Below are 20,511 nucleotides of genomic sequence, written 5' to 3' on the forward strand. Positions count from 1 at the left end.
TATCCCGGCCCCTGGCGACCGCTCTGCAGCGGGCCGCGAACACCCCGAAAAACAAAAAGCCCCGACAAGTCGGGGCTCTGGGTCAAGCGTAAGTGAGGCTCAGCGCTTGGCAGCTTCGCCAACCATGGCAGATTCCTGCTTGTCGGCCATCAGCGAGGCGTAGTACTTCTCGCCCTTGGCGGCGTCGTACATGCCTTCCCAACGGGCGATGACCAGGGCTGCCAGGGCGTTGCCCACCACGTTCAAGGCGGTACGGGCCATGTCCATGATGCGGTCGACACCGGCGATGAAGGCCAGGCCTTCCAGCGGAATGCCCACGCTGCCCAGGGTAGCCAGCAGCACCACGAAGGACACGCCCGGTACGCCAGCAATACCTTTGGAAGTGACCATCAGGGTCAGCACCAGCAGCAGCTGTTGGCTCCACGACAGGTCGATACCGTACAGCTGGGCGATGAAGATGGCCGCGATGCTCTGGTACAGGGTCGAACCGTCGAGGTTGAAGGAGTAGCCGGTCGGTACCACGAACGAGCAGATCGACTTCGGCGCACCGTACTTCTCCATCTTCTCGATCACGCGCGGCAACACGGTCTCCGAGCTGGAAGTGGAGTAGGCGAGGATCAGCTCATCTTTCATGATGCGCATGATCTTGATCACCGAGAAGCCGAACAGGCGAGCGACCAGGCCCAACACCATGAAGGCGAAGAAAGCGATGGCGAAGTACACCAGCAGCACCAGCTTGGCCAGCGGCAGCAGCGAGCTGAAGCCGAAGTTGGCGACGGTCACGGCGATCAGGGCGAACACGCCAATCGGGGCGTAGTTCATGATCATGTGGGTGACCTTGAACATGGTCTCGGAAACCGCCTGGAAGGTCCGCACCAGTGGGTCGCGCAGCTCTGCCTGCAGGCTCGACAGGCCGAGGCCGAACATCACCGAGAAGAAGATGATCGGCAGCATTTCGCCACGCATCAGCGCTGCGAAGATGTTCGACGGGATCAGGTTGAGCAGGGTCTCGATGAAGGCATGCTCATGTTGCACTTCGGCAGCAGTGGCCTGGTACTTGGAAATATCCACGGTACCCAGGGTGCTCATGTCGATACCGGCGCCAGGGTGGAACAGGTTTGCCAGCACCAGACCCACCACAATGGCGACGGTGGTCACCACTTCGAAGTAGATGATGGTCTTCAGGCCGATGCTGCCGAGTTTTTTCGCGTCGCCAACCCCGGCGATACCCACGATCAGCGACGAAATCACGATCGGGACGACGATCATCTTGATCAGGCGAATGAAGATGTCACCAGCGGGCTGGAGGACATTGCTGATCCACCATGCCTTTTCCGCACTGAAATGATTCAGTAGCGCGCCGATTGCAACACCCAGGATCAGACCGATGACGATCTGCCAGGCGAGGCTCAGTTTTGCCTTCTTCATGTCTTTACCCTTTGTTCTAGTGGTCATGGGCACCCGACGGAACGCTTGTAACAGAGCCGTCGCCCGGTGATGGGCAGCGGATGTTCCGTCCGGCGAGTTCATGTAAGGACACCGCAGGCGAACGACAGAACGCTCGGCCAGCGAAAAAGGCCGCAACTATTGCGATGGCAAAGGGGGAAATCTAATGCCGGAAGCGCATACCCCATGCCGTTCATGCATAGGATTTTTGACCTCCAGGATGGGTTCGCAAGTGCTTGATTTATAACGTTCGGAATCCCGAACAAGACCAAATCGCCAATTTTCGGCAGATTTGGCCGTGTAGAAAGGGCTCGGAAGATGGCTTGTTCGACTATCCGAATGGCATAAATGCCACTTGATTGGCGAGTCGGCTGTGCGAAAAAAAATGATGTACGGTCGAAACAAAATGTGTCTCGAGAGGGAATTCGCGCAGGGAAGAGGAGGTTGCCGATGGCTCCTCGGAAGCCAGGTCTGGCCAGGTACCCGCGTGGCACCGCCGACCTGATGCTTCCGATTCCGCCTTTCCTGACCCGGCCCAATGCTGGAGGCACTCCCTGTACCCCTAGGCCACTCCGATCCTGTAACAATCAGAACGGCCCGGCCCCTTGGTCATGTGCTGCCCCTCCTCGGGGCGGCGCATCATAGAAGGCCGAACTATAGAAAGGTTCGGCTTCTATTACGTGACAGTGCATGACTTTTCACACGTACCGCCGCAAACGCTCAGTACCAGTTCGGGTCACGCTTAAGCTGCTCTTGCAGCATCGCCTTCATGCCGTCATCCGGCTTGCCCAGCCAGCGATACTGCGCGTGGCGGGTAGGCGATTTGTCCTTGGGCAAGCCTTCGGGTACCTCCACGAGCATCCCGTAGGCGTCGTCCTTGTCCCAGCTGAACGCCACGATCAGGCGCTTGTAGGTGCAGTTGTCCGCTCGTTCGCACAACGGGCCAACCAGATATTGGTCTCCATCTTCGGTAACAGCCGACATCTGTTGCTGGGAACTGCCGGTCAGATTGACCACCCAATCGGGCAGGCGTTCCTCGCCTTTGATTGCGTCCTGCCAGGTTTCCCGATACTCAGGGTCCGAGCCGAGCAACTGGTCGACCCGGACCTGGCCGTCATTGGCCGCCATCGCCGCCGCACTGCCGCCCATCAACAGGGCGGCAGCCAGGGCTGTCCAACGCTTCCTGCCCATCTTCAACCTCGTCCACGTCCAAAGAAGAAGGAGGCTACGAACAGCACCAGGAAGACAATGAACAGAATCTTCGCGATGCCCGTGGCAGCGCCTGCGATACCACCGAAGCCCAATACTGCGGCGACAATGGCGATGATGAGGAAAGTGATAGCCCAGCTCAGCATGATGGTTCTCCTTTCTTTATCAAAATCGGTCAGGCCGACGGGTCAGAAGACCCAGCGATCCTGCGGCACGACAGTTTCCACAGTAGCCGGTGAAGCCTTGGCCTGGCCGCCTGGAATCGGGCCGGCGGCCATGACCAGGGTATTGGCACGAGTCGCCTGAATCTGGGTCAACAGGGCGGTCTGCGCCGCCACTTGCTCGGTCAGGCGCGCGGTCTGCCAGCTGTAGTAGACGAGGCCGGCGGCCAAGGTCAGCAGCAGCGCCATGGCGAGTGAAAACATCTGGCGCAGGGGCAATGCGGCGTCTTGCGAGCGGTTGACGGATTGACGGTTCATGCCGGCTCCTCCTGCTGTAATTTTTTGTTCAAACCTGAACAGGTAACTGCAGCCTGCATGCCAGCCTGGGACCGCTAATTAAATCCTTGCAATTCAATTAGTTATCAATCATTGCCAGCCCAGCGAAGCTCGTATCCTGCACGATGCCCGCTTGGCCGTCGTGCGAATTGCACGATCGGTCAGCCTTCGACCTTGGTTGCCACCTTGAGCAAGTCGGCATCTACGCCCCGCACACCCACGATCTGCCGGGCAATCTCGACAGCAATGGTTTTCTGTTCACTGCTGACCACCTCGCCCGACAATCGCACCAGGCCCCCTTCACAGGCCACTTTCAGATTCAGGCCGTCCAGGTTGCGGCTGAAGCGGTAGCTGTTGTGGATTTTGTCGATGATCCAGCTGTCACTCGGTTGCGGCCCGGTCGAGCCGCCTATCGGGGCTTCGCTGGTCTTGGCCATGGCTGCGGAATCAAGACTGACCAGGTTGTTGACCAACTGCACACCATCAGTGGTACGCGCCACCACGCCTGCGAGTTCCTTGGCCTCGGCACTGTCGACCTTGCCCCGCAGGGTCACGACACCCTCGCTGCTTTGTACATCTATAGGGGCGCGCTCGGTGGTGCGGCTCCACAGCAACCGGGCGCGGATGACCGCTGCCAGGGTGGCGTCTTCCAGACGCTGGGCATAGGCGCGCAGCTCCAACGGCCGCTCCACCAGCTGGGCGTTGACCCGCAGTTGGTTATCCACCTTCTCGATGCCGCGAGTGGCCAGAGCTACCTGCTCGGCCAGCTGTCGCTCGACGTCATTCTCCACTTCACCGGAAAGCCGCGCCTGCTTGCCGTTTACTTCGACGTCGATCCGGAACAGGTCGAGCATGCGGTTGAGCGACAGGGCTGTTTGCAGCGCGCCTTCAAGGCGCGCGTCCTGTACCGGGTCGGCGTATGCCGGGGTGAACGCCGGCAGCAAGACGGCTGCCAACACCGCGGTACGCAGGTAAAAAGTCATGACAATGCCTCCTTATGTAGGCAAATACTGAAAATCATCGCAACCAATGTGCCATTGGCCACCTCTAAGCAAATCACCGGGATAGCGCGGCCTCTAGGCGTTGATTGGCCATTGGCTAGCATGCAAAGGTCCGATTCCTTCAGAATTGACCATGCAACTTGCCCGATTTTTCCCACACTAATTTGAAGACCTATCCCTAAGGAGCGCAGGACATGGAATCAGCTCAGGACACTCAAGGCCGCATTCTGCTGGTGGATGACGAGTCCGCGATCCTGCGCACTTTCCGCTACTGCCTGGAGGACGAGGGCTATAGCGTGGCCACGGCCAACAGCGCGGCGCAGGCCGAAACCCTGCTGCAGCGCCAGGTATTCGACTTGTGCTTCCTGGATTTGCGCCTGGGCGAAGACAATGGGCTCGACGTGCTGGCGCAAATGCGTATCCAGGCTCCCTGGATGCGGGTGGTGATCGTGACCGCGCATTCGGCGATCGACACGGCGGTGGATGCGATCCAGGCCGGCGCTGCCGACTACCTGGTCAAGCCGTGCAGCCCCGACCAGCTGCGCCTGGCCACCGCCAAGCAGCTGGAAGTGCGCCAGCTGTCTGCACGCCTCGAGGCCTTGGAAGGCGAAGTGCGCAAACCCAAGGACGGCCTGGACTCGCACAGCCCGGCGATGATGGCGGTGCTGGAAACCGCCCGCCAGGTTGCCACCACCGACGCCAACATCCTCATCCTTGGTGAGTCCGGTACCGGTAAAGGCGAACTAGCCCGAGCCATCCATGGCTGGAGCAAGCGGGCGCGCAAGGCCTGCGTGACCATCAACTGCCCGTCGCTGAACGCCGAGCTGATGGAAAGCGAGCTGTTTGGCCACACCCGCGGCGCCTTTACCGGCGCCAGTGAAAGCACACTGGGGCGGGTCAACCAGGCCGACGGCGGCACACTGTTCCTCGACGAAATCGGTGATTTCCCACTGACTTTGCAACCAAAACTGCTGCGTTTCATTCAGGACAAGGAATACGAGCGCGTCGGCGACCCGGTCACTCGCCGTGCCGACGTGCGTATCCTGGCTGCCACGAACCTCAACCTCGAAGAGATGGTGCGCGAAAGTCGCTTTCGTGAAGACTTGCTGTACCGCCTGAATGTCATCACCCTGCACCTGCCGCCGCTGCGCGAGCGCAGTGAAGATATCCTGACCCTGGCCGACCGTTTCCTCGCCCGTTTCGTCAAGGAATATTCCCGACCTGCGCGTGGTTTCAGTGACGAAGCGCGAACAGCACTGCTCAACTATCGCTGGCCCGGCAACATTCGTGAACTGCGCAACGTGGTGGAGCGAGCCAGCATCATCTGCCCACAGGAACGCGTGGAAGTCAGCCATCTGGGCATGGCCGAGCAGCCCTCAGGCAACACGCCGCGCATTGGCGCGGCCCTGAGCCTGGATGAGCTGGAACGCGCCCATATCGGCGCGGTGCTGGCTGCCAGCGACACCCTGGACCAAGCCGCCAAGACCCTGGGGATCGACGCCTCCACCTTGTACCGCAAGCGTAAGCAGTACAACCTATGAAGTGGCCACCCATGAAGCTGCGCACGCGGCTTTTTCTCAGCATCTCGGCGCTGGTTACCGTGGCGCTGCTGGGCCTGTTGCTGGGTTTGGTCAGCGTTCTGCAAATGGCCGCGGTGCAACAGCAACTGGTGCGCGATACGACTCATGTCCTGGAGGTAGGGCTGAAGCTGCGCCAGAACCTGGGCGAACAGTTGACCCTGATCCTTGACGAAGGCACCACCCCGGAGAGCCTGCGGTTGCTGCAGGAAGATTTCCAGACTCTCCTCAATCAGGCACTGGAACAGGGCGGCGAGCGTACCAGCTTCAGCAAGGCCAGCAGCAATTACCGGGCCTTTCTCCAGGCCTACCGGGAGAGCCCCGCGCCCGCCCGCAGCATGGGAGCCGAGCAACCGCTGGGCGCCGCCTTCAACCAGGTTCGCAGCGACCTGATCGATTCCCATAAGCTGGCCCTGGAGCATATTACCCGCAGTGAGGAACGCACCCGAGACCACGCCTTGCTGATCAGCGGCATGCTTGGCCTGATGGGCCTGGTGGTGCTGGTCCTGGGCTTCGTCACTGCGCACAACATCGCGCGGCGCTTTGGCCAGCCGATCGAAGCGCTGGCCAAAGCGGCCGACCAACTCGGCGAAGGCAATTTCGATGTCACCCTGCCGGTGACCCAGGCCGCCGAGCTCAACCAGCTGACCCGCCGCTTCGGCCTGATGGCCGAGGCCTTGCGCAAACACCAGGCCACCAATGTCGATGAACTGCTGGCCGGCCAGCAACGCTTGCAAGCCGTACTGGACAGCATCGACGACGGCCTGCTGATCATCGACCGCCAGGGCCGCCTGGAACACCTCAACCCTGTGGCACAGCGCCAGCTGGGCTGGACCGACAGCCGCGTGGGAAGCAGCCTGGCCGAGGCCTTGCAGCGCCCGGAGCTGGAACAACAAATTCGCCAGGTGCTGCGCGGCGGCAACCTCGAACGCCCACCGGACGACCTGAACATCGAGGTCGATGAGGAAACCCGCCTGCTCACCTACAGCCTGACCCCGGTCAGCCACCCGCAAGGGCCGATTCTTGGTGCGGTGATGGTGTTGCACGATGTGACCGAACAGCGGGCTTTCGAGCGTGTGCGCAGCGAGTTCGTGCTGCGCGCATCCCACGAACTGCGTACCCCGGTAACCGGCATGCACATGGCCTTCGGGCTGTTGCGTGAGCGCCTCAAGTTCCCACCTGAAGCTCGCGAGCATGACTTGCTGGAAACCATTGGCGAAGAAATGCAGCGTCTTACCCAGTTGATCAATGACCTGCTCAACTTCAGTCGCTACCAGAGCGGGCTGCAAAAGCTCGAGCTGGCCCCCTGCGCCATCGACGAGCTGCTGGAACGCGCGCAGCTGCGCTTTGCCGAGCAGGCTGCGCACAAGCAGATCGAGTTGATCAGAGAGCTGGAGCCGCCATTGCCACGTATCCAGGCCGATGTCGTCCAACTGGACCGGGTTCTGGACAACCTGCTGCACAACGCCATCCGCCATACCGCCAGCGGGGGGCGCATCCGCCTGCATGCGCGACGCCATGCGGAACGGGTGATCATCAGTATCGAGGATAATGGCGAGGGCATCGCCTATGGACAGCAGGGGCGCATCTTCGAGCCTTTCGTGCAGGTAGGCCGCAAGAAAGGCGGGGCCGGGCTGGGGCTGGCGCTGTGCAAGGAAATCGTGCAGCTGCATGGCGGACGCATGGGGGTCTTTTCTCGGCCAGGGCAGGGTACCCAGTTCTACATGGCGCTGCCGGTCTGATGCCCGCGGGTCACCAGCTCGGCAAACTGCCGGGCATTCAACGGCCGGGCAAATAGCCAGCCCTGGCCATAATGGACCCCTTCGCTGCTTAGCAGTAGCGCCTGGTCCTCGCTCTCGATGCCTTCGGCAATCACCCGCAGATGCAGGTCATGGGCCATGCGGATGATATGTGGGGCAACACCGCTGCTGGCGGCATCATGACCCAAGGCATCGATGAATGCCTTGTCGATCTTCAGGCAATCCACTGGCAGGGTCTGCAGGTAGGCCAGACTGCAATAACCCGTGCCGAAATCATCGATCAGCACCTGATGCCCAACTGCCCGCAGGGCCTGCAGGTTATCCCGCGCCACCACCACATCGATCAGGCCACGCTCGGTGACCTCGAAGGCAATCTGCCTGGCCGCTACTTTGTGCAAGGCCAACAAGCGTGCCGCCACCCGGCCAATCCGCGGCACCATCACATCGCAAGCCGCCAGGTTCACCGAAATGTACAAGTCGGGGTGAGAGCGCAGCAGCTGCCCTAGCTGCTCCAGCACACGCTGCAGGACAAAGTCGGTGATCTGGCGAATCTGCCCGGTATTTTCCGCCAGCGGAATGAACAGGTCCGGACTGGTCAGTGTCCCGTCCGGGCGGCGCCAGCGCACCAGAGCCTCGGCCCCCACGCAGCGTCGGCTGTCGAGTTCGAAGATCGGCTGATAGAGCACCTGCAGCTCACCGCGGCGCAAGGCATTCTGCAACTCCGAGCTCATCGACCGCTTTTGCAGGATCAACTGCAACACCACCCAACCGATGCAGCAAGCTGCCAGTACGCTGCCGGGGAACAATAGCCAGAGCATGCCATTCATCTTCAACGGCAGTTTGGCCCTCGGGGCAATCAGCACCAGCTGGTAGTCCGGCGACTTGGTAGGCATGCGGTAGATCAAGCGGTCGCTGAGCTCGAGCAGCGACTTGTGGCTGGTCGACCAGGCCGAGGGTGGCGGCCAGACCTGCGGCGGGCCCAATACCGGGATGGCACGGGCGCCATTGTCCAGTACAACTACCAGGCTACCGCCTGGGGGCAGGTCGACCACATCGGTCAGGTGCCCACGGGAAGTGGACACCACGAACTTGCCTCGCCCCAACATCAGCGCGGCCAGGTTCTCGTTCGGCTCGGTCGTGGTGTTCAGCCAATAGCTGTAGGTTGGTCCCTGAATGTCGGGGGCGCGCAAGCGTTCGAAGGCCCGCTCGTCACCACGGCTGGAACAGGCGACCTGCCCATCCACATACGCCGCCTCATATATGAACCGCGAGCTCAGGCTCACCTGTTGCAATGTCGTGAGCATCGCCGGGCTGCAGCCGCGCAAGGGCTGCGCCTGCAACAGGTCAACCCCTTCACGCAGCTGGCCGAACACCTGCTCCAGGCGCTCCAGAAAGCGTTCGCCCCGGGCATTCATCTGTTCGCTCTCGCTTTGCTTCATCTGCTGCAAGGCAATGCCGAGGCTGGCGGACAGCAACAGTGCGGCACTGGCCAGTGCCGCCATGCTGGCCAGCATCCAGGGATGGAAAAAAATTTGGCGCAGCAACACGATGAGGGCTGACATCGACGGCATCCAGTTGATTACTAAGGTATAGCAACTGGATCAGGAATCACCTTCGCCGTCTGGCGCCTGGATTGAGCCTGTGCCGACCACTCCGACAGGCTTAACGCATGCGGTTGAGTACCTGCAGCATCGCCGCCGTCTGGGCATCCGGCATGCCATCGAAACGCTGCGGGCGGAAGCGCATCTGGAACGCGGAGATCACATGGCGGGTGGCAACATCCAGCACCCCGGTTTTCTCGATCGCATAGCCAAACCGCGCCAGTTCCTGCTGATACCAGCCGACGCTTGGCGGGTTGACGCTGTAATAGGCCTGCTGCCGCGCCACAGCATTGGCATCCGGCCATATACCCAGCCCGGCGTCGGCCAAGCGCTTCCAGGGGAACAGCGGCCCCGGATCCAGCTTGCGCAGCGGCGCGATGTCGCTGTGTCCAATGATGTGGCGGGGCTCGATGTGGTTACGTTTCACGATGTCCTTGAGCAGCGCGATCAGCGACTGGATCTGCGCTTCGCTATAAGGATGCCAGACCCGACCGTTTGGCGTGTCGGTGAAGCCTGGGTTGACGATTTCAATACCAATGGAAGAAGAATTCAGCCAGGTCCGCCCCTGCCACTGACTGTCACCGGCATGCCAGGCGCGACGGCTTTCATCCACCAGCTGGTACACCTTGCCGGGACCATCACCCACCAGGTAGTGGCTGCTGACTTCGCCATGGGTCAGCAACGCCAGGGACCGCTCCAGCGAAGCATTGGTGTAATGGAGAACAACGAACTGGATACGGTTGTCCTGGTTGGCCGAAGGATGACTACGATCGATGCGCAGGCCTGTCGAGCAGCCGGCGATGGACAACAGCAGGAAGGAAAACAGCGTTCTTTTAAGCGTGGAAAGCACGTCAGTGGCCTCAGCGAATGAGCGCTACAGTATAACGTGCTCCCCGAGCACCGTGCTTGCCGCGAGTCAGCGGCTGCACATCAGCATGAACTCCAGCGCGTTGTCGCCGCTTGCGCCATTAACATCCACCAACTGGGTCATGACGGTCACATGGCTGGAAAGCGGAGTACCAATGACTTTGGCTTGGCCATGAAGTTGTCGCTCATAGCTGCTGGCGTCGATAGGCGAGGCCACACAGAAGCGAGGGTTGCCTGACATGGCAGAAGGCTTGAGCAATAACTTGTACTGGTTGAAATAGTTAGGCTGTGCCTGCAGTTCGATAATGTTGATCCATTGCGGGGACTGCTGCAGTAACGTGCCATCTGCGGCGACATGCGCTGTCAGGATGGTCTGCTTGGCGTGGGCGCTGGCCTGGAAAGCCAGGCCGATCATGAGCGGCAGGTACCATGTTCGAATTTTCATGTTCAGGTTCCTTGTGTGGATCGACGGCCAGCCACCTGCTGGCAAGGCCTGTCAGTGTCTATCCACACACCACTGCGAGTGCGGTAATTATCTACTCTTGCTCGACGCGATTGCGCCCCAGTTCCTTGGCTCGATATAGCGCTGCATCGGCGCGCTTGAGCACTTGGTCGCCGCGCTCCCCGGAACGGAAAGCGCCCAGGCCGATGGACGTGGTGATCACTACCCGTTCGCCCTTGAAGTGGAACGGACAGGCCTCGACCGTGGCGCGCAGCCCCTCGGCCACCTTCGCGGCCGCTGCCGGCGAGGTCTGCGGTAACAACAGGACGAACTCCTCGCCACCGAAACGGGCGATGAACTCGTTGCCGCTCAAGCGCTTGCGCAACTGGTCGGCAACAATTTTCAATACCTTGTCCCCTGCCAGGTGGCCGTAGCTGTCGTTGATGCGCTTGAAATGGTCCAGGTCGAGGATCGCCATCGCCAGGTGGCCGCCTTTTTCCTGCCACTCGATCATTTCGCGCTCGACCCGCTCGCTCCAGGCGGCACGGTTGGGCAGGCCGGTAAGCGGATCTAGCAAGGCTTTCTGCCGCTGTTCCTCCAGGTGCTCACGGTAGCCGAGGGCCTCCTGCTCCATGTTCGCTACCCGCTCCGACAGCCCTTGCAGGCGCCCGGCCAGCTCTTGCTCGCGGCGATCGCGCTCGTGCTTGTGCTGGTCCATGGTCACCAGCAGGCCTTCCAGGCGGTTGTCCAGAATGTGCTTGAGGCTGTCCACATCAGCAGCCCCCTGCACACTACTCTGCAGCCCATCTACGTGCTCGCGCAGCTGGGTATCCAGCTCTCGGGCAGCGGAACTGTTGTCGGCATGGCCGACACTGGCTTCGTGTAGGTGGCTCTGGAAGCCTTCCAAGCGTTCGTTGAGCTGCTGCAGGTAGGTTTCGAATTCATGCTGGCCGCTGTCGGTGATCGCCAGCATGAGCACGGCCAGGTCGTCCAGCACCGGGATAAGCTCATACCAGTTCAGGCCGCGGGCGACCCGTTCGCGCATCTCCAGTGCCTGGGTCTTGTGCCGTTCGGGCAAACTGAGGTCGTCGAGCAGGCCGATCAGGGTCTGCTCGATGTGCGCAGCCACTTGGCTATAAGGTGGCTCCACCGCGTAGGGCAGGGCATAAGGGCTGTCTTCGTCGAAAGGCTCTTCAAGTGCTTGTGGCGGTTCTGCGTCAGCCAGCGGCTCGCTGCCGGAAGCTTCTGGTACGGATACGTTTTCCGCTACTGTCTGCGGCAAGGGGGTTGGCGACAGTTCGGCCGTTTCGATCAACGCCGGGCCAGCTACCTCCAATTGGGGCTCGGGCGCTAACTGAACTTCGCCAATAGGGGCAGGAGGAGCTGGCAGCGGCAGCAACTCATCCACATCGTCGACCTGCGGGCCATCAACCGCCTGGGGTTGCGTGCTAACAGCAGGCAATGCCTCCGTTACAGGCGTCGGCGCGCCTGGCGTGTCATCGTCACGACTGCCGAACAAGCGCTGCAAGAAACCCGGCCGGGCCTCTTCCCCGCGCTTGCCCAAGGCTGACAGCACACGGCCCTGCAAGCCGCTCAGTTCGCCCAGCAGCGGTGGCAGATCGCGGGACTGGGCGACACCGCCTTCGAGCTTCTTCGCCAGTTTCTTCAACGGCCGCGATACGTCGTTTGGCAGCGGCAGGCCTTGCAGTTGGCCAACCAGCGCGGTCAGCGCGTCACTGACCTGGTTCATGCGCGTTTCCCGACGCTGCTCGGAATCCAATACCGCTTTCTCCAGGCGCGGAATCAGGCCGGCAAGGCCAGCGTCCATGTTGTCGCTGCGGATGACCTCGCGCATTTCCTTCATGCACTGGTCCACCACCTTGTCACTGCCTTCGGCAGCCAGGGTGCTGCGGACCAAGCCGCGGCGCAGCAAGTCGAGACGGGCCTCCCAACGGCGCTCGAGCTTTTCCTGCTGCTCGATGCTTTTCAGGTATTTTTCTTTCCAGCGCTCAGCGTCTTCAGTCATGCCCGGGTCCGCAAACGGTGATGGCAATTAGCTCGGGACCGGCAGCGTATCCACAGTCAATGCATCAGGCAATCGAATCTCGACGGCAACGGGAAGGTGGTCTGAAATTGGCTGTGCCAGCACCTCGACACGCTCCAGCGTGAGGCTTGGGCTGAGCAGGATGTGGTCCAGGCAGCGCTGTGGCCGCCAGCTCGGGAAAGTGGCCTCGACTTGCGGGGCAATCAGGCCCAGGTCGCGCAGCGGCGAGTGCTCCAGCAGGTCGGTGGCATGGGTGTTCATGTCGCCCATCAACACCTGGTGGCGGTAGCCGCCAATCAGCTCGCGAATGTAGCCCAGCTGCAGCGCGCGGGTCTTGGCGCCAAGGGCCAGATGCATCATGACCACGATCAGCGCATCTTCACCCTCGCCGAAACGCACCAGGATCGCCCCGCGCCCGGCCGGGCCGGGTAACGGATGATCTTCCAGCAAGTGTGGCTTGAGGCGGCTGAGCACACCATTGCTGTGCTGGGCAAAACGCCCAAGGTTGCGGTTGAGCTGCTGGTACCAGTAGGGGAAAGCACCCAGGTGGGCCAGGTGTTCGACCTGGTTGACGTAGCCCGAACGCAGGCTGCCACCATCGGCCTCCTGCAACGCCACCAGGTCGAAATCACCCAGCAGTTTGCCGATCTTCTGGAGGTTGCCGGCACGCCCGTTGTGCGGCAGCAGGTGCTGCCAGCTGCGGGTCAGGTAATGCCGGTAGCGCTCGGTACTGATACCCACCTGGATGTTGAAACTGAGCAGCCGCAGGCGACCATCCTCAGGCAGGCCAGGGGCCTGCAGGTGATGTTCGTTGACCTGCGGCTGATGCAGGCCAATGCCGCGCGTGGACCTGAAGCGGGGCATGGGCTGCGCCGCTTACTTAGCGGCGCGCTCCTTGTCGATCAGCTGGTCGGCAACATTCAGCACACCTTCCGGCCCGCCAGCGGTACCCAGGTCGAAGCGGTACTTGCCGTTGACCACCATGCTTGGTACGCCGGTGATTTCGTACTTCTTCGCCAGTTCCTTGGCCTGGTTGACCTGGCCCTTGATGGCGAACGAGTCGAAGGTGGCAAGGAACTTGTCCTTGTCCACGCCCTGGGTGGCGAGGAATTCGGCCATGTCGTTCTTGTCGGTCAGGCGCTTGTGCTGGTTCTGAATGGCATCGAACACCGCCGCGTGTACCTTGTGCTCGACGCCCATGGCCTCGAGGGTCAGGAACATCTGGCCGTGCGCATCCCACGGGCCACCGAACATGGCCGGTACGCGCTTGAAGTTGACGTCCTTGGGCAGTTTTTCGACCCAAGGGTTGATGGTCGGCTCGAAGTGGTAGCAGTGTGGGCAGCCATACCAGAACAGCTCGACGACTTCGATCTTGCCAGGCACGGAAACCGGAACCGGGTTGCTCAGCTCGATGTATTCCTTGCCAGCCACAGGCTCTGCGGCCTGCACGGCAGTCATACCAAATACGCTGGCGGCGACCAGCGCAGCGCTGAGAATCAGTTTACGCATGCTTTACTCCTGAGCAGTCTTGGGTCGCCCCGACGCGGCCTGCACTGTGACAGGCCGGGAAGGGCTCGAGTTCTGTAGTGTAACGGCTGCGGACTGAAAAAAGGGCGGTCCGGCCGCCCTTTCATCATTGGCTTACAACATTAACTGAAAGTTAATGGGCCGCCTGTATGGCCTCAGTGCAGCCCCTGGATGTAGCTGGCCAACGCCTCGATGTCGTGGTTGCTCAGCTTGCCGGCGATGGTGCGCATGGTCATGGCATCGCCATCGTTGGTGCGGTTGCCTTCGCGGAAATCGGTGAGCTGCTTGGTTACATACTGTGCATGCTGGCCGCCCAGGTGCGGGAAGCCGGCCAGGGCGATGCCTGCGCCATTGGGCGAGTGGCAACCGGTGCAGGCAGGCATGCCTTTCTCCAGGTCGCCGCCGTTGAACAGTGCACGACCACGCTCGACGAGCTTGGGATCGGCAGCGCCGACGCTGCCTTTCTGGCTGGAGAAGTAGGCGGCAATATCGGCCAGGTCCTGGTCATTGAAGTTGGCCAGCATGCCGGTCATTTCCAGCACGGTGCGCTTGCCCGACTTGATATCGTGCAGTTGTTTTTCGAGGTAGCGTTGGCCCTGGCCGGCCAGTTTCGGGAAGTTCGGCGCCAGGCTGTTGCCGTCGGGGTTGTGGCAGGCGCCACAGACCGCGGTCTTGGCCTGGCCGGCGGCGGCATCGCCTTTGATGGGTTGCGCAGCAGTGGCCGCACCTGCGACACCCAGGGTCAACAGCAGACTCACGACTAGTTTGTTCATCAGCTAATCCAACACGGCTAAGGGTGAAATGTTATGTATCGGGACTGCCACTCATCCAAAGGATGACCAAACGGTAGTCCTCGGCACTGCAGTCCATGCACAATCCACGCGGCGGCATAGCCTTGAAACCCTGGGTCACGTGCTTCACCAGTACCTCCATGCCTTGCGCCAGCCTTGGCTCCCATGCTGCCCGATCACCCTGCCTGGGTGCCTGTGGCAACTGCCCGGCGTGACAGGCCGCACACGTGCGGTTGTACAACACCTCGGGATCCTGTGTAGCCTGTGCGCTGAAAAACGGCAGGAACATACCGACAGCAAGCAGCCATTTCGCCATGCGGAACGACCTTCAGGGTTGGGGGCCGCGCTGCGTTCTGTTGCGCGAGCTATTGTTCGACACCCCATGCTCGTTCCCCTTTGCCGGGAGAATGAGCACACAAAAACTGGGGCATTATATACTTCCGCCATCCAAACGGAAACGACACCGCTTGCCAGGCTCGGGCCTACAGAGTCAGGCAACACCCACATCGGATATCCCATGCAAGTCAAGAACCCCATCCTCGGCCTCTGCCAGAAAGCCAAATTCGCCCTCAGCGCTGCCAAGGTCGAACAATGCCCGGACGACCAGGGTTACGAGGTGGCTTTCGCCGGCCGCTCCAACGCCGGCAAATCCAGCGCCCTCAACACCCTGACTCATGCCAGCCTGGCGCGTACCTCGAAAACCCCCGGGCGCACCCAGCTGTTGAATTTCTTCAGTCTGGACGATGAACGGCGTTTGGTCGACCTGCCGGGCTACGGTTATGCAAAAGTACCGATTCCGCTGAAGCAACACTGGCAGAAACACCTGGAAGCCTACCTGGGCAGCCGTGAATGCCTGCGTGGCGTCATCCTGATGATGGACGTGCGCCATCCGATGACCGACTTCGACAAGATGATGCTTGACTGGGCCAAGGCCAGCAGCATGCCGATGCATATCCTGCTGACCAAGGCCGACAAGCTGACCCACGGTGCAGGCAAGAACACCCTGCTCAAGGTGCAGTCGGAAATCCGCAAGGGCTGGGGCGATGGCGTGACCATCCAGCTGTTCTCGGCGCCCAAGCGCCTGGGCGTGGAGGAGGCCTACCGAGTGCTGGCGGACTGGATGGAGCTGGAAGACAAGCCAGTGGCCTGAGGCCTGCATCGCCCCCTCTGGGGACATTACTGTGGGAGCGGGCGTGCCTGCGAAGAATCCAGCGCGGAGCATGGCCTGGGCTTCGCCCAGGTTCGCGGGCACGCCCGCTCCCACAGTGTTCATCACCAGACTCAAGCCAAATTCCGGGCAAAAAAAACCCCGGACTTCGTATGGGGAGGGGGAAGTTCGGGGTCCAAGTCCGGACCGCTAGGGCGGGGTCCGGATATCTGCCAACACTTAACACAACATAGGAGCATCGAAGGGCTTCACCAGCCATTCAGTTACTCTGAGTTCCGGTTCACCAGTTTAGTTCCGAAGCCCTGGAAACTATTTGCGATAGTTTCATGAAGCCTCAGTACCAATGGCACTGAGCGGTACCAGGATCCGCGCCCCTAAGTCGCAGATCCTGCACAGCTTCACCCGCTCGATCAGTGCGCTTCGTCCCAGTTCGCACCAACGCCTGCCTCTACCAGCAACGGCACATCCAGCTGCGCCGCCTGGCTCATGTGCTGGCGGATTTCATCTTTCACCTGGTCTACCAGGTCTTCGCGTACCTCCAGCACCAGTTCGTCGTGAACCTGGAGGATTACCCGGGCGTCCAGCCCGCTTTCGCTCAGCCAGTTATCCACATTGACCATGGCGCGCTTGATGATATCGGCCGCGGTTCCTTGCATCGGCGCGTTGATCGCGGTGCGCTCGGCGCCTTTGCGCAAGGCCGGGTTCTTGGCATTGATGTCCGGCAGGTACAGGCGTCGGCCAAACAGGGTCTCGACGAAGCCTTGCGCGGCAGCCTGGGCACGGGTGCGCTCCATGTAGGCCAGTACGCCAGGGTAGCGAGTGAAATAGCGATCGATATAGTCCTGCGATTGCTTGCGATCGACACCGATCTGCTTGGCCAGGCCAAAGGCGCTCATGCCATAGATCAGGCCGAAGTTGATGGCCTTGGCGCTACGGCGCTGGTCGGTGGTGACATCTTCCAGGGCCACGCCGAACACTTCTGCCGCCGTGGCACGGTGCACGTCCAGGTTGTTGCGGAAGGCATGCAGCAAGCCTTCGTCCTTGGCCAGGTGGGCCATGATGCGCAGCTCGATCTGCGAGTAGTCCGCCGCCAGCAATTTGTAGCCTGGGCTGGCGACGAAGGCCTGGCGGATACGCCGCCCTTCGGCTGTACGAATCGGGATGTTCTGCAGGTTCGGGTCGCTCGAGGACAGCCGGCCGGTAGCCGCCACCGCCTGCTGGTACGAGGTGTGGATACGCCCGGTGCGCGGGTTGATCTGCCCTGGCAGCTTGTCCGTATAGGTGCTCTTGAGCTTGCTCAGGCTGCGGTATTGCATCAATACCTCAGGCAGCGGATAGCCTTGCTCGGCCAGTTCGTCGAGCACCGCTTCTGCGGTGGATGGCTGGCCCTTGGTGGTCTTGCTCAGCACCGGCATGCCCAGCTTGTCATAGAGGATCGCACCCAGCTGCTTGGGCGAACCGAGGTTGAATTCCTCACCCGCCAGCTCATAGGCGCGCTGCTCCAGTTCGGCCATCTTCACCCCCAGCTCGCCACTCTGCACCCGCAGCAGCGCAGCATCGACCAGCGCACCCTGGCGCTCGATCTTGGCCAGCACCGGCACCAATGGCATCTCGATGTCCATCAATACCGGCTGCACGCTCGGCGTCTGCGCCAGGCGCGCCTGCAACGCGTGGTGCAGGCGCAGGGTGATGTCGGCATCTTCGGCAGCGTAGGGGCCGGCCTTGTCCAGGTGGATCTGGTTGAAGGTCAGCTGCTTGGCGCCCTTGCCGGCGATGTCCTCGAAGGCAATGGTGGTGTGGTCGAGGTACTTCTGCGCCAGGCTATCCATGTCGTGACGCGTGGCCGTGGAGTTCAGCACATACGACTCGAGCATGGTGTCATAGGCCACGCCGCGCATTTCGATGGCCGGCGAGCCATTGGCGAGGATGTTGATATCGTATTTGGCGTTCTGCCCGACCTTGGCCTTGGCCGGGTCTTCGAGCAATGGCTTGAGTGCCAGCAGCACCGTCTCGCGGTCCAACTGGGCCGGCGCACCCTCGTAATCATGGGCCAGCGGCACGTAGGCCGCTTCATGCGGCTCGACGGCGAACGACAGGCCAACCAGCTGCGCCTGCTGGGCATCCAGGCTGGTGGTCTCGGTGTCGAAAGCGAACAGCGGTGCCTGGCGCAGCTTCTCCAGCCAGGCTTCGAAACGGGCCGGGTCCAGAATGGTTTCGTAGCTGGGCTCGACCTTGGCCACCGGTTCGGCGATCGGCGCGATGTCATCACCGGCCTTCGCCGCGTCACGCTGCACTTCGGCGACCCAGCTCTTGAACTCCATTTCGGTGTACAACGCCAGCAGCGCTTCGCGATCCGGCTCCCCGCATACCAGGGCGTCGACTTCGATATCCAGCGGCACATCGACCTTGATGGTGGCCAGTTCATACGACAGAAACGCCGCGTCGCGGTGCTCCTCGAGCTTGGCCGGCAGGGTCTTGGCGCCACGAATGGGCAACGTCGGGACCTTTTCCAGGTTGGCATACAGGTCGCTGAGGCCACCGCCGATACCGGTCAGCAGGCCCACTGCAGTTTTTTCGCCCACGCCCGGTACGCCGGGGATGTTGTCGACCTTGTCGCCCATCAGGGCCAGGAAATCGATTATGTGTTCCGGGCCGACACCAAATTTCTCGTGCACGCCAGCAACGTCCAGCGCGCTTCCGGTCATGGTGTTGACCAAGGTAATGTGCCCGTCCACCAACTGTGCCATGTCCTTGTCACCGGTCGAGATGATCACCGGCCGCCCAAGGGCGGCACTGCTGCGCGCCAGGGTGCCGATCACGTCGTCGGCCTCGACACCCTCGACGCACAGCAGCGGGTAGCCCAGCGCCTTGACGCTGGCGTGCAGCGGCTCGATCTGCAAGCGCAGGTCGTCCGGCATGCTCGGGCGGTTGGCCTTGTACTCGGCGAACATGGCATCGCGGAAGGTGCCGCCCTTGGCGTCGAACACCACCGCAAACAGGCTGTCGGGGTATTGCTTGCGCAGGCTCTTGAGCATGTTCAGCACCCCCTTCACCGCGCCGGTCGGCATGCCCTTGGAGGTGGTCAACGGCGGCAGCGCATGGAAGGCGCGGTAGAGGTAGGAGGAACCGTCCACCAGGACGAGGGGCGCTTGGCTCATGAGCAGAATCAACCTTTTCGACGGGTCCGGCGCTAGAATAGCCAGAATCATTGACGACAAAGGGACAAGGTTATCATGCGTACACTCAATCGCCTGTTACTGCTCGGTCTGTTGGCAACCATGCCTGTCGTCACCCTGGCGGCGGACGACGCCCCCTCGGCCGATCCCGAGGTGACCATTCGCACGGAAGGCGACAAAACCATCCAGGAGTACCGGCAGAACGGGTTCCTGTATGCGATCAAGATCACGCCGAAACACGGCAAGCCTTATTTCCTGGTACGCGCCGATGGCTCTGATGGCAATTTCATTCGATCCGACCAGCCGGACATGCTGATTCCGTCCTGGAAGATCTTCGAGTGGTAATCTGACGCGCACCGTTCACATCAACCTGGCACTTCCCGGCGGAAGTGCCCGTATGGGCAACTTTTCATCATGTCAGTCTTCACCCCCGTGACCCGGCCTGAGCTGGAAACCTTTCTGGCGCCGTACGAGTTGGGCCGTCTGCTCGACTTTCAGGGCATTGCCGCCGGCACCGAGAACAGCAATTTCTTTGTCAGCCTCGAACAGGGGGAGTTCGTCCTGACGCTGATCGAGCGCGGGCCCAGCGAGGACATGCCGTTCTTCATCGAGCTGCTCGATACCCTGCACGCCGCCAACATGCCAGTGCCCTACGCGATACGGGACCGCGACGGCAACGGCCTGCGTGAACTGTGTGGCAAGCCTGCGCTGTTGCAGCCACGGCTGTCGGGCAAGCACATCAAGGCCCCGAACGCCCAACACTGCGCCCAGGTAGGCGAATTGCTGGCGCACATTCACCTGGCCACTCGCGAGCACATCATCGAGCGCCGTACCGACCGTGGCCTGGACTGGATGCTGGCTTCCGGTGCCGAGTTGCTGCCACGCCTCACTGCCGAGCAAGCCGCGCTGCTGCAACCGGCGCTGGATGAAATTCGCGCGCACAAAGCGCAGATCCTCGCCCTGCCACGGGCCAATCTGCACGCTGACCTGTTCCGCGACAACGTGATGTTCGAGGACACCCACCTGACCGGTGTGATCGACTTCTACAATGCGTGCTCCGGGCCAATGCTGTATGACATCGCCATCACCGTGAACGACTGGTGCCTGGATGAGCACGGCGCTGTGGATGTACCGCGTGCCCAGGCGCTGCTGGCCGCTTACGCGGCATTGCGGCCGTTTACCGCAGCCGAGGCCGAGCTGTGGCCGGAAATGTTGCGGGTAGGGTGCGTACGCTTCTGGCTGTCACGCCTGATCGCCGCAGAGTCGTTTGCCGGGATGGACGTGATGATCCACGACCCGAGCGAGTTCGAAGTGCGCTTGGCGCAGCGCCAGCAGGTGGCCTTGCACCTGCCGTTCGCGCTCTAGACCGCGTCTGCCTCTTCGCGGGCACGCCCGCGAAGAGGCC

19 protein-coding genes are annotated in these 20,511 nt (G+C 61.6%); 5 read left to right on the plus strand and 14 right to left on the minus strand.

Annotation, left to right across the window (positions count from 1 at the left end; translation table 11 throughout):
• Positions 1-99: 99 nt before the first annotated feature.
• From gltP to HU760_RS00225, 5 genes are all read right to left on the minus strand, one after another.
• Positions 100-1,428, minus strand: coding sequence for a glutamate/aspartate:proton symporter GltP (gltP, locus tag HU760_RS00205; RefSeq protein ID WP_186671510.1), 1,329 nt, complete (start codon positions 1,426-1,428; stop codon positions 100-102).
• 738 nt (positions 1,429-2,166) lie between these two features.
• On the minus strand, positions 2,167-2,637 hold the full coding sequence (locus HU760_RS00210) for an inhibitor of vertebrate lysozyme family protein (RefSeq protein WP_186671512.1): 471 nt from the start codon (positions 2,635-2,637) through the stop codon (positions 2,167-2,169).
• Between the two features lie 2 nt (positions 2,638-2,639).
• Complete coding sequence (locus tag HU760_RS00215; protein ID WP_003252966.1) at positions 2,640-2,801, minus strand: DUF1328 domain-containing protein; 162 nt, start codon at positions 2,799-2,801, stop codon at positions 2,640-2,642.
• 42 nt (positions 2,802-2,843) lie between these two features.
• Positions 2,844-3,134, minus strand: a complete 291-nt coding sequence (locus tag HU760_RS00220; RefSeq protein WP_186671514.1) for a hypothetical protein — start codon at positions 3,132-3,134, stop codon at positions 2,844-2,846.
• Between the two features lie 179 nt (positions 3,135-3,313).
• Positions 3,314-4,135, minus strand: a complete 822-nt coding sequence (locus HU760_RS00225) for a BON domain-containing protein (protein WP_186671516.1) — start codon at positions 4,133-4,135, stop codon at positions 3,314-3,316.
• Between the two features lie 212 nt (positions 4,136-4,347).
• Here HU760_RS00225 and algB point away from each other — a divergent pair, with 212 nt between their 5' ends.
• Together algB and HU760_RS00235 are read left to right on the plus strand one after the other, a co-directional pair.
• Positions 4,348-5,694 carry a sigma-54-dependent response regulator transcription factor AlgB gene (gene algB, locus HU760_RS00230; RefSeq protein WP_186671518.1) on the plus strand — a complete coding sequence of 449 codons (1,347 nt, stop codon included), beginning with the start codon at positions 4,348-4,350 and terminating at the stop codon, positions 5,692-5,694.
• Positions 5,691-7,472: a KinB sensor domain-containing domain gene (locus HU760_RS00235; RefSeq protein WP_186671520.1), complete on the plus strand. Its 1,782-nt coding sequence runs from the start codon at positions 5,691-5,693 to the stop codon at positions 7,470-7,472. Before algB ends, HU760_RS00235 begins: the two co-directional genes overlap by 4 nt.
• Here HU760_RS00235 and HU760_RS00240 read toward each other — a convergent pair.
• From HU760_RS00240 to HU760_RS00275, 8 genes are all read right to left on the minus strand, one after another.
• A complete protein-coding gene (locus HU760_RS00240) occupies positions 7,451-9,052 on the minus strand; it encodes an EAL domain-containing protein (RefSeq protein WP_186671522.1) in 1,602 nt (533 codons plus the stop codon). The two genes, HU760_RS00235 and HU760_RS00240, sit on opposite strands and share 22 nt — an antisense overlap.
• A gap of 100 nt (positions 9,053-9,152) precedes the next feature.
• Positions 9,153-9,941 (minus strand): N-acetylmuramoyl-L-alanine amidase, encoded by a 789-nt coding sequence (locus HU760_RS00245; RefSeq protein ID WP_186671523.1) that lies wholly within the window; start codon positions 9,939-9,941, stop codon positions 9,153-9,155.
• A gap of 66 nt (positions 9,942-10,007) precedes the next feature.
• The gene (locus tag HU760_RS00250; RefSeq protein ID WP_186671525.1) at positions 10,008-10,403 is read right to left on the minus strand and encodes a hypothetical protein; all 396 of its coding nucleotides are present in this window, start codon (positions 10,401-10,403) and stop codon (positions 10,008-10,010) included.
• Between the two features lie 91 nt (positions 10,404-10,494).
• Positions 10,495-12,426 carry a GGDEF domain-containing protein gene (locus HU760_RS00255; RefSeq protein ID WP_186671527.1) on the minus strand — a complete coding sequence of 644 codons (1,932 nt, stop codon included), beginning with the start codon at positions 12,424-12,426 and terminating at the stop codon, positions 10,495-10,497.
• Positions 12,427-12,453: 27 nt separating this feature from the next.
• Complete coding sequence (locus tag HU760_RS00260; protein ID WP_186671529.1) at positions 12,454-13,308, minus strand: endonuclease/exonuclease/phosphatase family protein; 855 nt, start codon at positions 13,306-13,308, stop codon at positions 12,454-12,456.
• Between the two features lie 12 nt (positions 13,309-13,320).
• Positions 13,321-13,953 (minus strand): thiol:disulfide interchange protein DsbA, encoded by a 633-nt coding sequence (gene dsbA / locus HU760_RS00265; protein ID WP_186671531.1) that lies wholly within the window; start codon positions 13,951-13,953, stop codon positions 13,321-13,323.
• 173 nt (positions 13,954-14,126) lie between these two features.
• Complete coding sequence (locus HU760_RS00270) at positions 14,127-14,744, minus strand: c-type cytochrome (RefSeq protein WP_170027685.1); 618 nt, start codon at positions 14,742-14,744, stop codon at positions 14,127-14,129.
• 31 nt (positions 14,745-14,775) lie between these two features.
• Positions 14,776-15,078, minus strand: coding sequence for a c-type cytochrome (locus HU760_RS00275; protein WP_170027683.1), 303 nt, complete (start codon positions 15,076-15,078; stop codon positions 14,776-14,778).
• Positions 15,079-15,279: 201 nt separating this feature from the next.
• On the opposite strand from HU760_RS00275, the gene yihA reads away from it, so the two are divergent.
• The gene (gene yihA, locus HU760_RS00280) at positions 15,280-15,912 is read left to right on the plus strand and encodes a ribosome biogenesis GTP-binding protein YihA/YsxC (RefSeq protein WP_015268478.1); all 633 of its coding nucleotides are present in this window, start codon (positions 15,280-15,282) and stop codon (positions 15,910-15,912) included.
• A gap of 428 nt (positions 15,913-16,340) precedes the next feature.
• Here the strand turns inward: yihA and polA are convergent, their stop codons facing one another.
• On the minus strand, positions 16,341-19,088 hold the full coding sequence (gene polA / locus HU760_RS00285) for a DNA polymerase I (RefSeq protein ID WP_186671533.1): 2,748 nt from the start codon (positions 19,086-19,088) through the stop codon (positions 16,341-16,343).
• A gap of 75 nt (positions 19,089-19,163) precedes the next feature.
• Between polA and HU760_RS00290 the strand changes: the two genes are divergently transcribed.
• Together HU760_RS00290 and HU760_RS00295 are read left to right on the plus strand one after the other, a co-directional pair.
• Positions 19,164-19,451, plus strand: coding sequence for a DUF2782 domain-containing protein (locus tag HU760_RS00290; RefSeq protein WP_170027677.1), 288 nt, complete (start codon positions 19,164-19,166; stop codon positions 19,449-19,451).
• A gap of 69 nt (positions 19,452-19,520) precedes the next feature.
• Positions 19,521-20,471: a homoserine kinase gene (locus tag HU760_RS00295; protein ID WP_186671535.1), complete on the plus strand. Its 951-nt coding sequence runs from the start codon at positions 19,521-19,523 to the stop codon at positions 20,469-20,471.
• Positions 20,472-20,511 lie beyond the last annotated feature (40 nt).

The organism is Pseudomonas oryzicola, from assembly GCF_014269185.2.
Lineage (GTDB): Bacteria > Pseudomonadota > Gammaproteobacteria > Pseudomonadales > Pseudomonadaceae > Aquipseudomonas > Aquipseudomonas oryzicola.

Excerpts from the sequence above, each read along its gene's own strand:
- gltP (WP_186671510.1), bottom strand. The coding sequence starts at position 1,428 with ATGAAGAAGGCAAAACTGAGCCTCGCCTGGCAGATCGTCATCGGTCTG.
- HU760_RS00210 (WP_186671512.1), bottom strand. The coding sequence starts at position 2,637 with ATGGGCAGGAAGCGTTGGACAGCCCTGGCTGCCGCCCTGTTGATGGGC.
- HU760_RS00215 (WP_003252966.1), bottom strand. The coding sequence starts at position 2,801 with ATGCTGAGCTGGGCTATCACTTTCCTCATCATCGCCATTGTCGCCGCA.
- HU760_RS00220 (WP_186671514.1), bottom strand. The coding sequence starts at position 3,134 with ATGAACCGTCAATCCGTCAACCGCTCGCAAGACGCCGCATTGCCCCTG.
- HU760_RS00225 (WP_186671516.1), bottom strand. The coding sequence starts at position 4,135 with ATGACTTTTTACCTGCGTACCGCGGTGTTGGCAGCCGTCTTGCTGCCG.
- algB (WP_186671518.1), top strand. The coding sequence starts at position 4,348 with ATGGAATCAGCTCAGGACACTCAAGGCCGCATTCTGCTGGTGGATGAC.
- HU760_RS00235 (WP_186671520.1), top strand. The coding sequence starts at position 5,691 with ATGAAGTGGCCACCCATGAAGCTGCGCACGCGGCTTTTTCTCAGCATC.
- HU760_RS00240 (WP_186671522.1), bottom strand. The coding sequence starts at position 9,052 with ATGTCAGCCCTCATCGTGTTGCTGCGCCAAATTTTTTTCCATCCCTGG.
- HU760_RS00250 (WP_186671525.1), bottom strand. The coding sequence starts at position 10,403 with ATGAAAATTCGAACATGGTACCTGCCGCTCATGATCGGCCTGGCTTTC.
- HU760_RS00255 (WP_186671527.1), bottom strand. The coding sequence starts at position 12,426 with ATGACTGAAGACGCTGAGCGCTGGAAAGAAAAATACCTGAAAAGCATC.
- HU760_RS00260 (WP_186671529.1), bottom strand. The coding sequence starts at position 13,308 with ATGCCCCGCTTCAGGTCCACGCGCGGCATTGGCCTGCATCAGCCGCAG.
- dsbA (WP_186671531.1), bottom strand. The coding sequence starts at position 13,953 with ATGCGTAAACTGATTCTCAGCGCTGCGCTGGTCGCCGCCAGCGTATTT.
- HU760_RS00270 (WP_170027685.1), bottom strand. The coding sequence starts at position 14,744 with ATGAACAAACTAGTCGTGAGTCTGCTGTTGACCCTGGGTGTCGCAGGT.
- HU760_RS00275 (WP_170027683.1), bottom strand. The coding sequence starts at position 15,078 with ATGGCGAAATGGCTGCTTGCTGTCGGTATGTTCCTGCCGTTTTTCAGC.
- yihA (WP_015268478.1), top strand. The coding sequence starts at position 15,280 with ATGCAAGTCAAGAACCCCATCCTCGGCCTCTGCCAGAAAGCCAAATTC.
- polA (WP_186671533.1), bottom strand. The coding sequence starts at position 19,088 with ATGAGCCAAGCGCCCCTCGTCCTGGTGGACGGTTCCTCCTACCTCTAC.
- HU760_RS00290 (WP_170027677.1), top strand. The coding sequence starts at position 19,164 with ATGCGTACACTCAATCGCCTGTTACTGCTCGGTCTGTTGGCAACCATG.
- HU760_RS00295 (WP_186671535.1), top strand. The coding sequence starts at position 19,521 with ATGTCAGTCTTCACCCCCGTGACCCGGCCTGAGCTGGAAACCTTTCTG.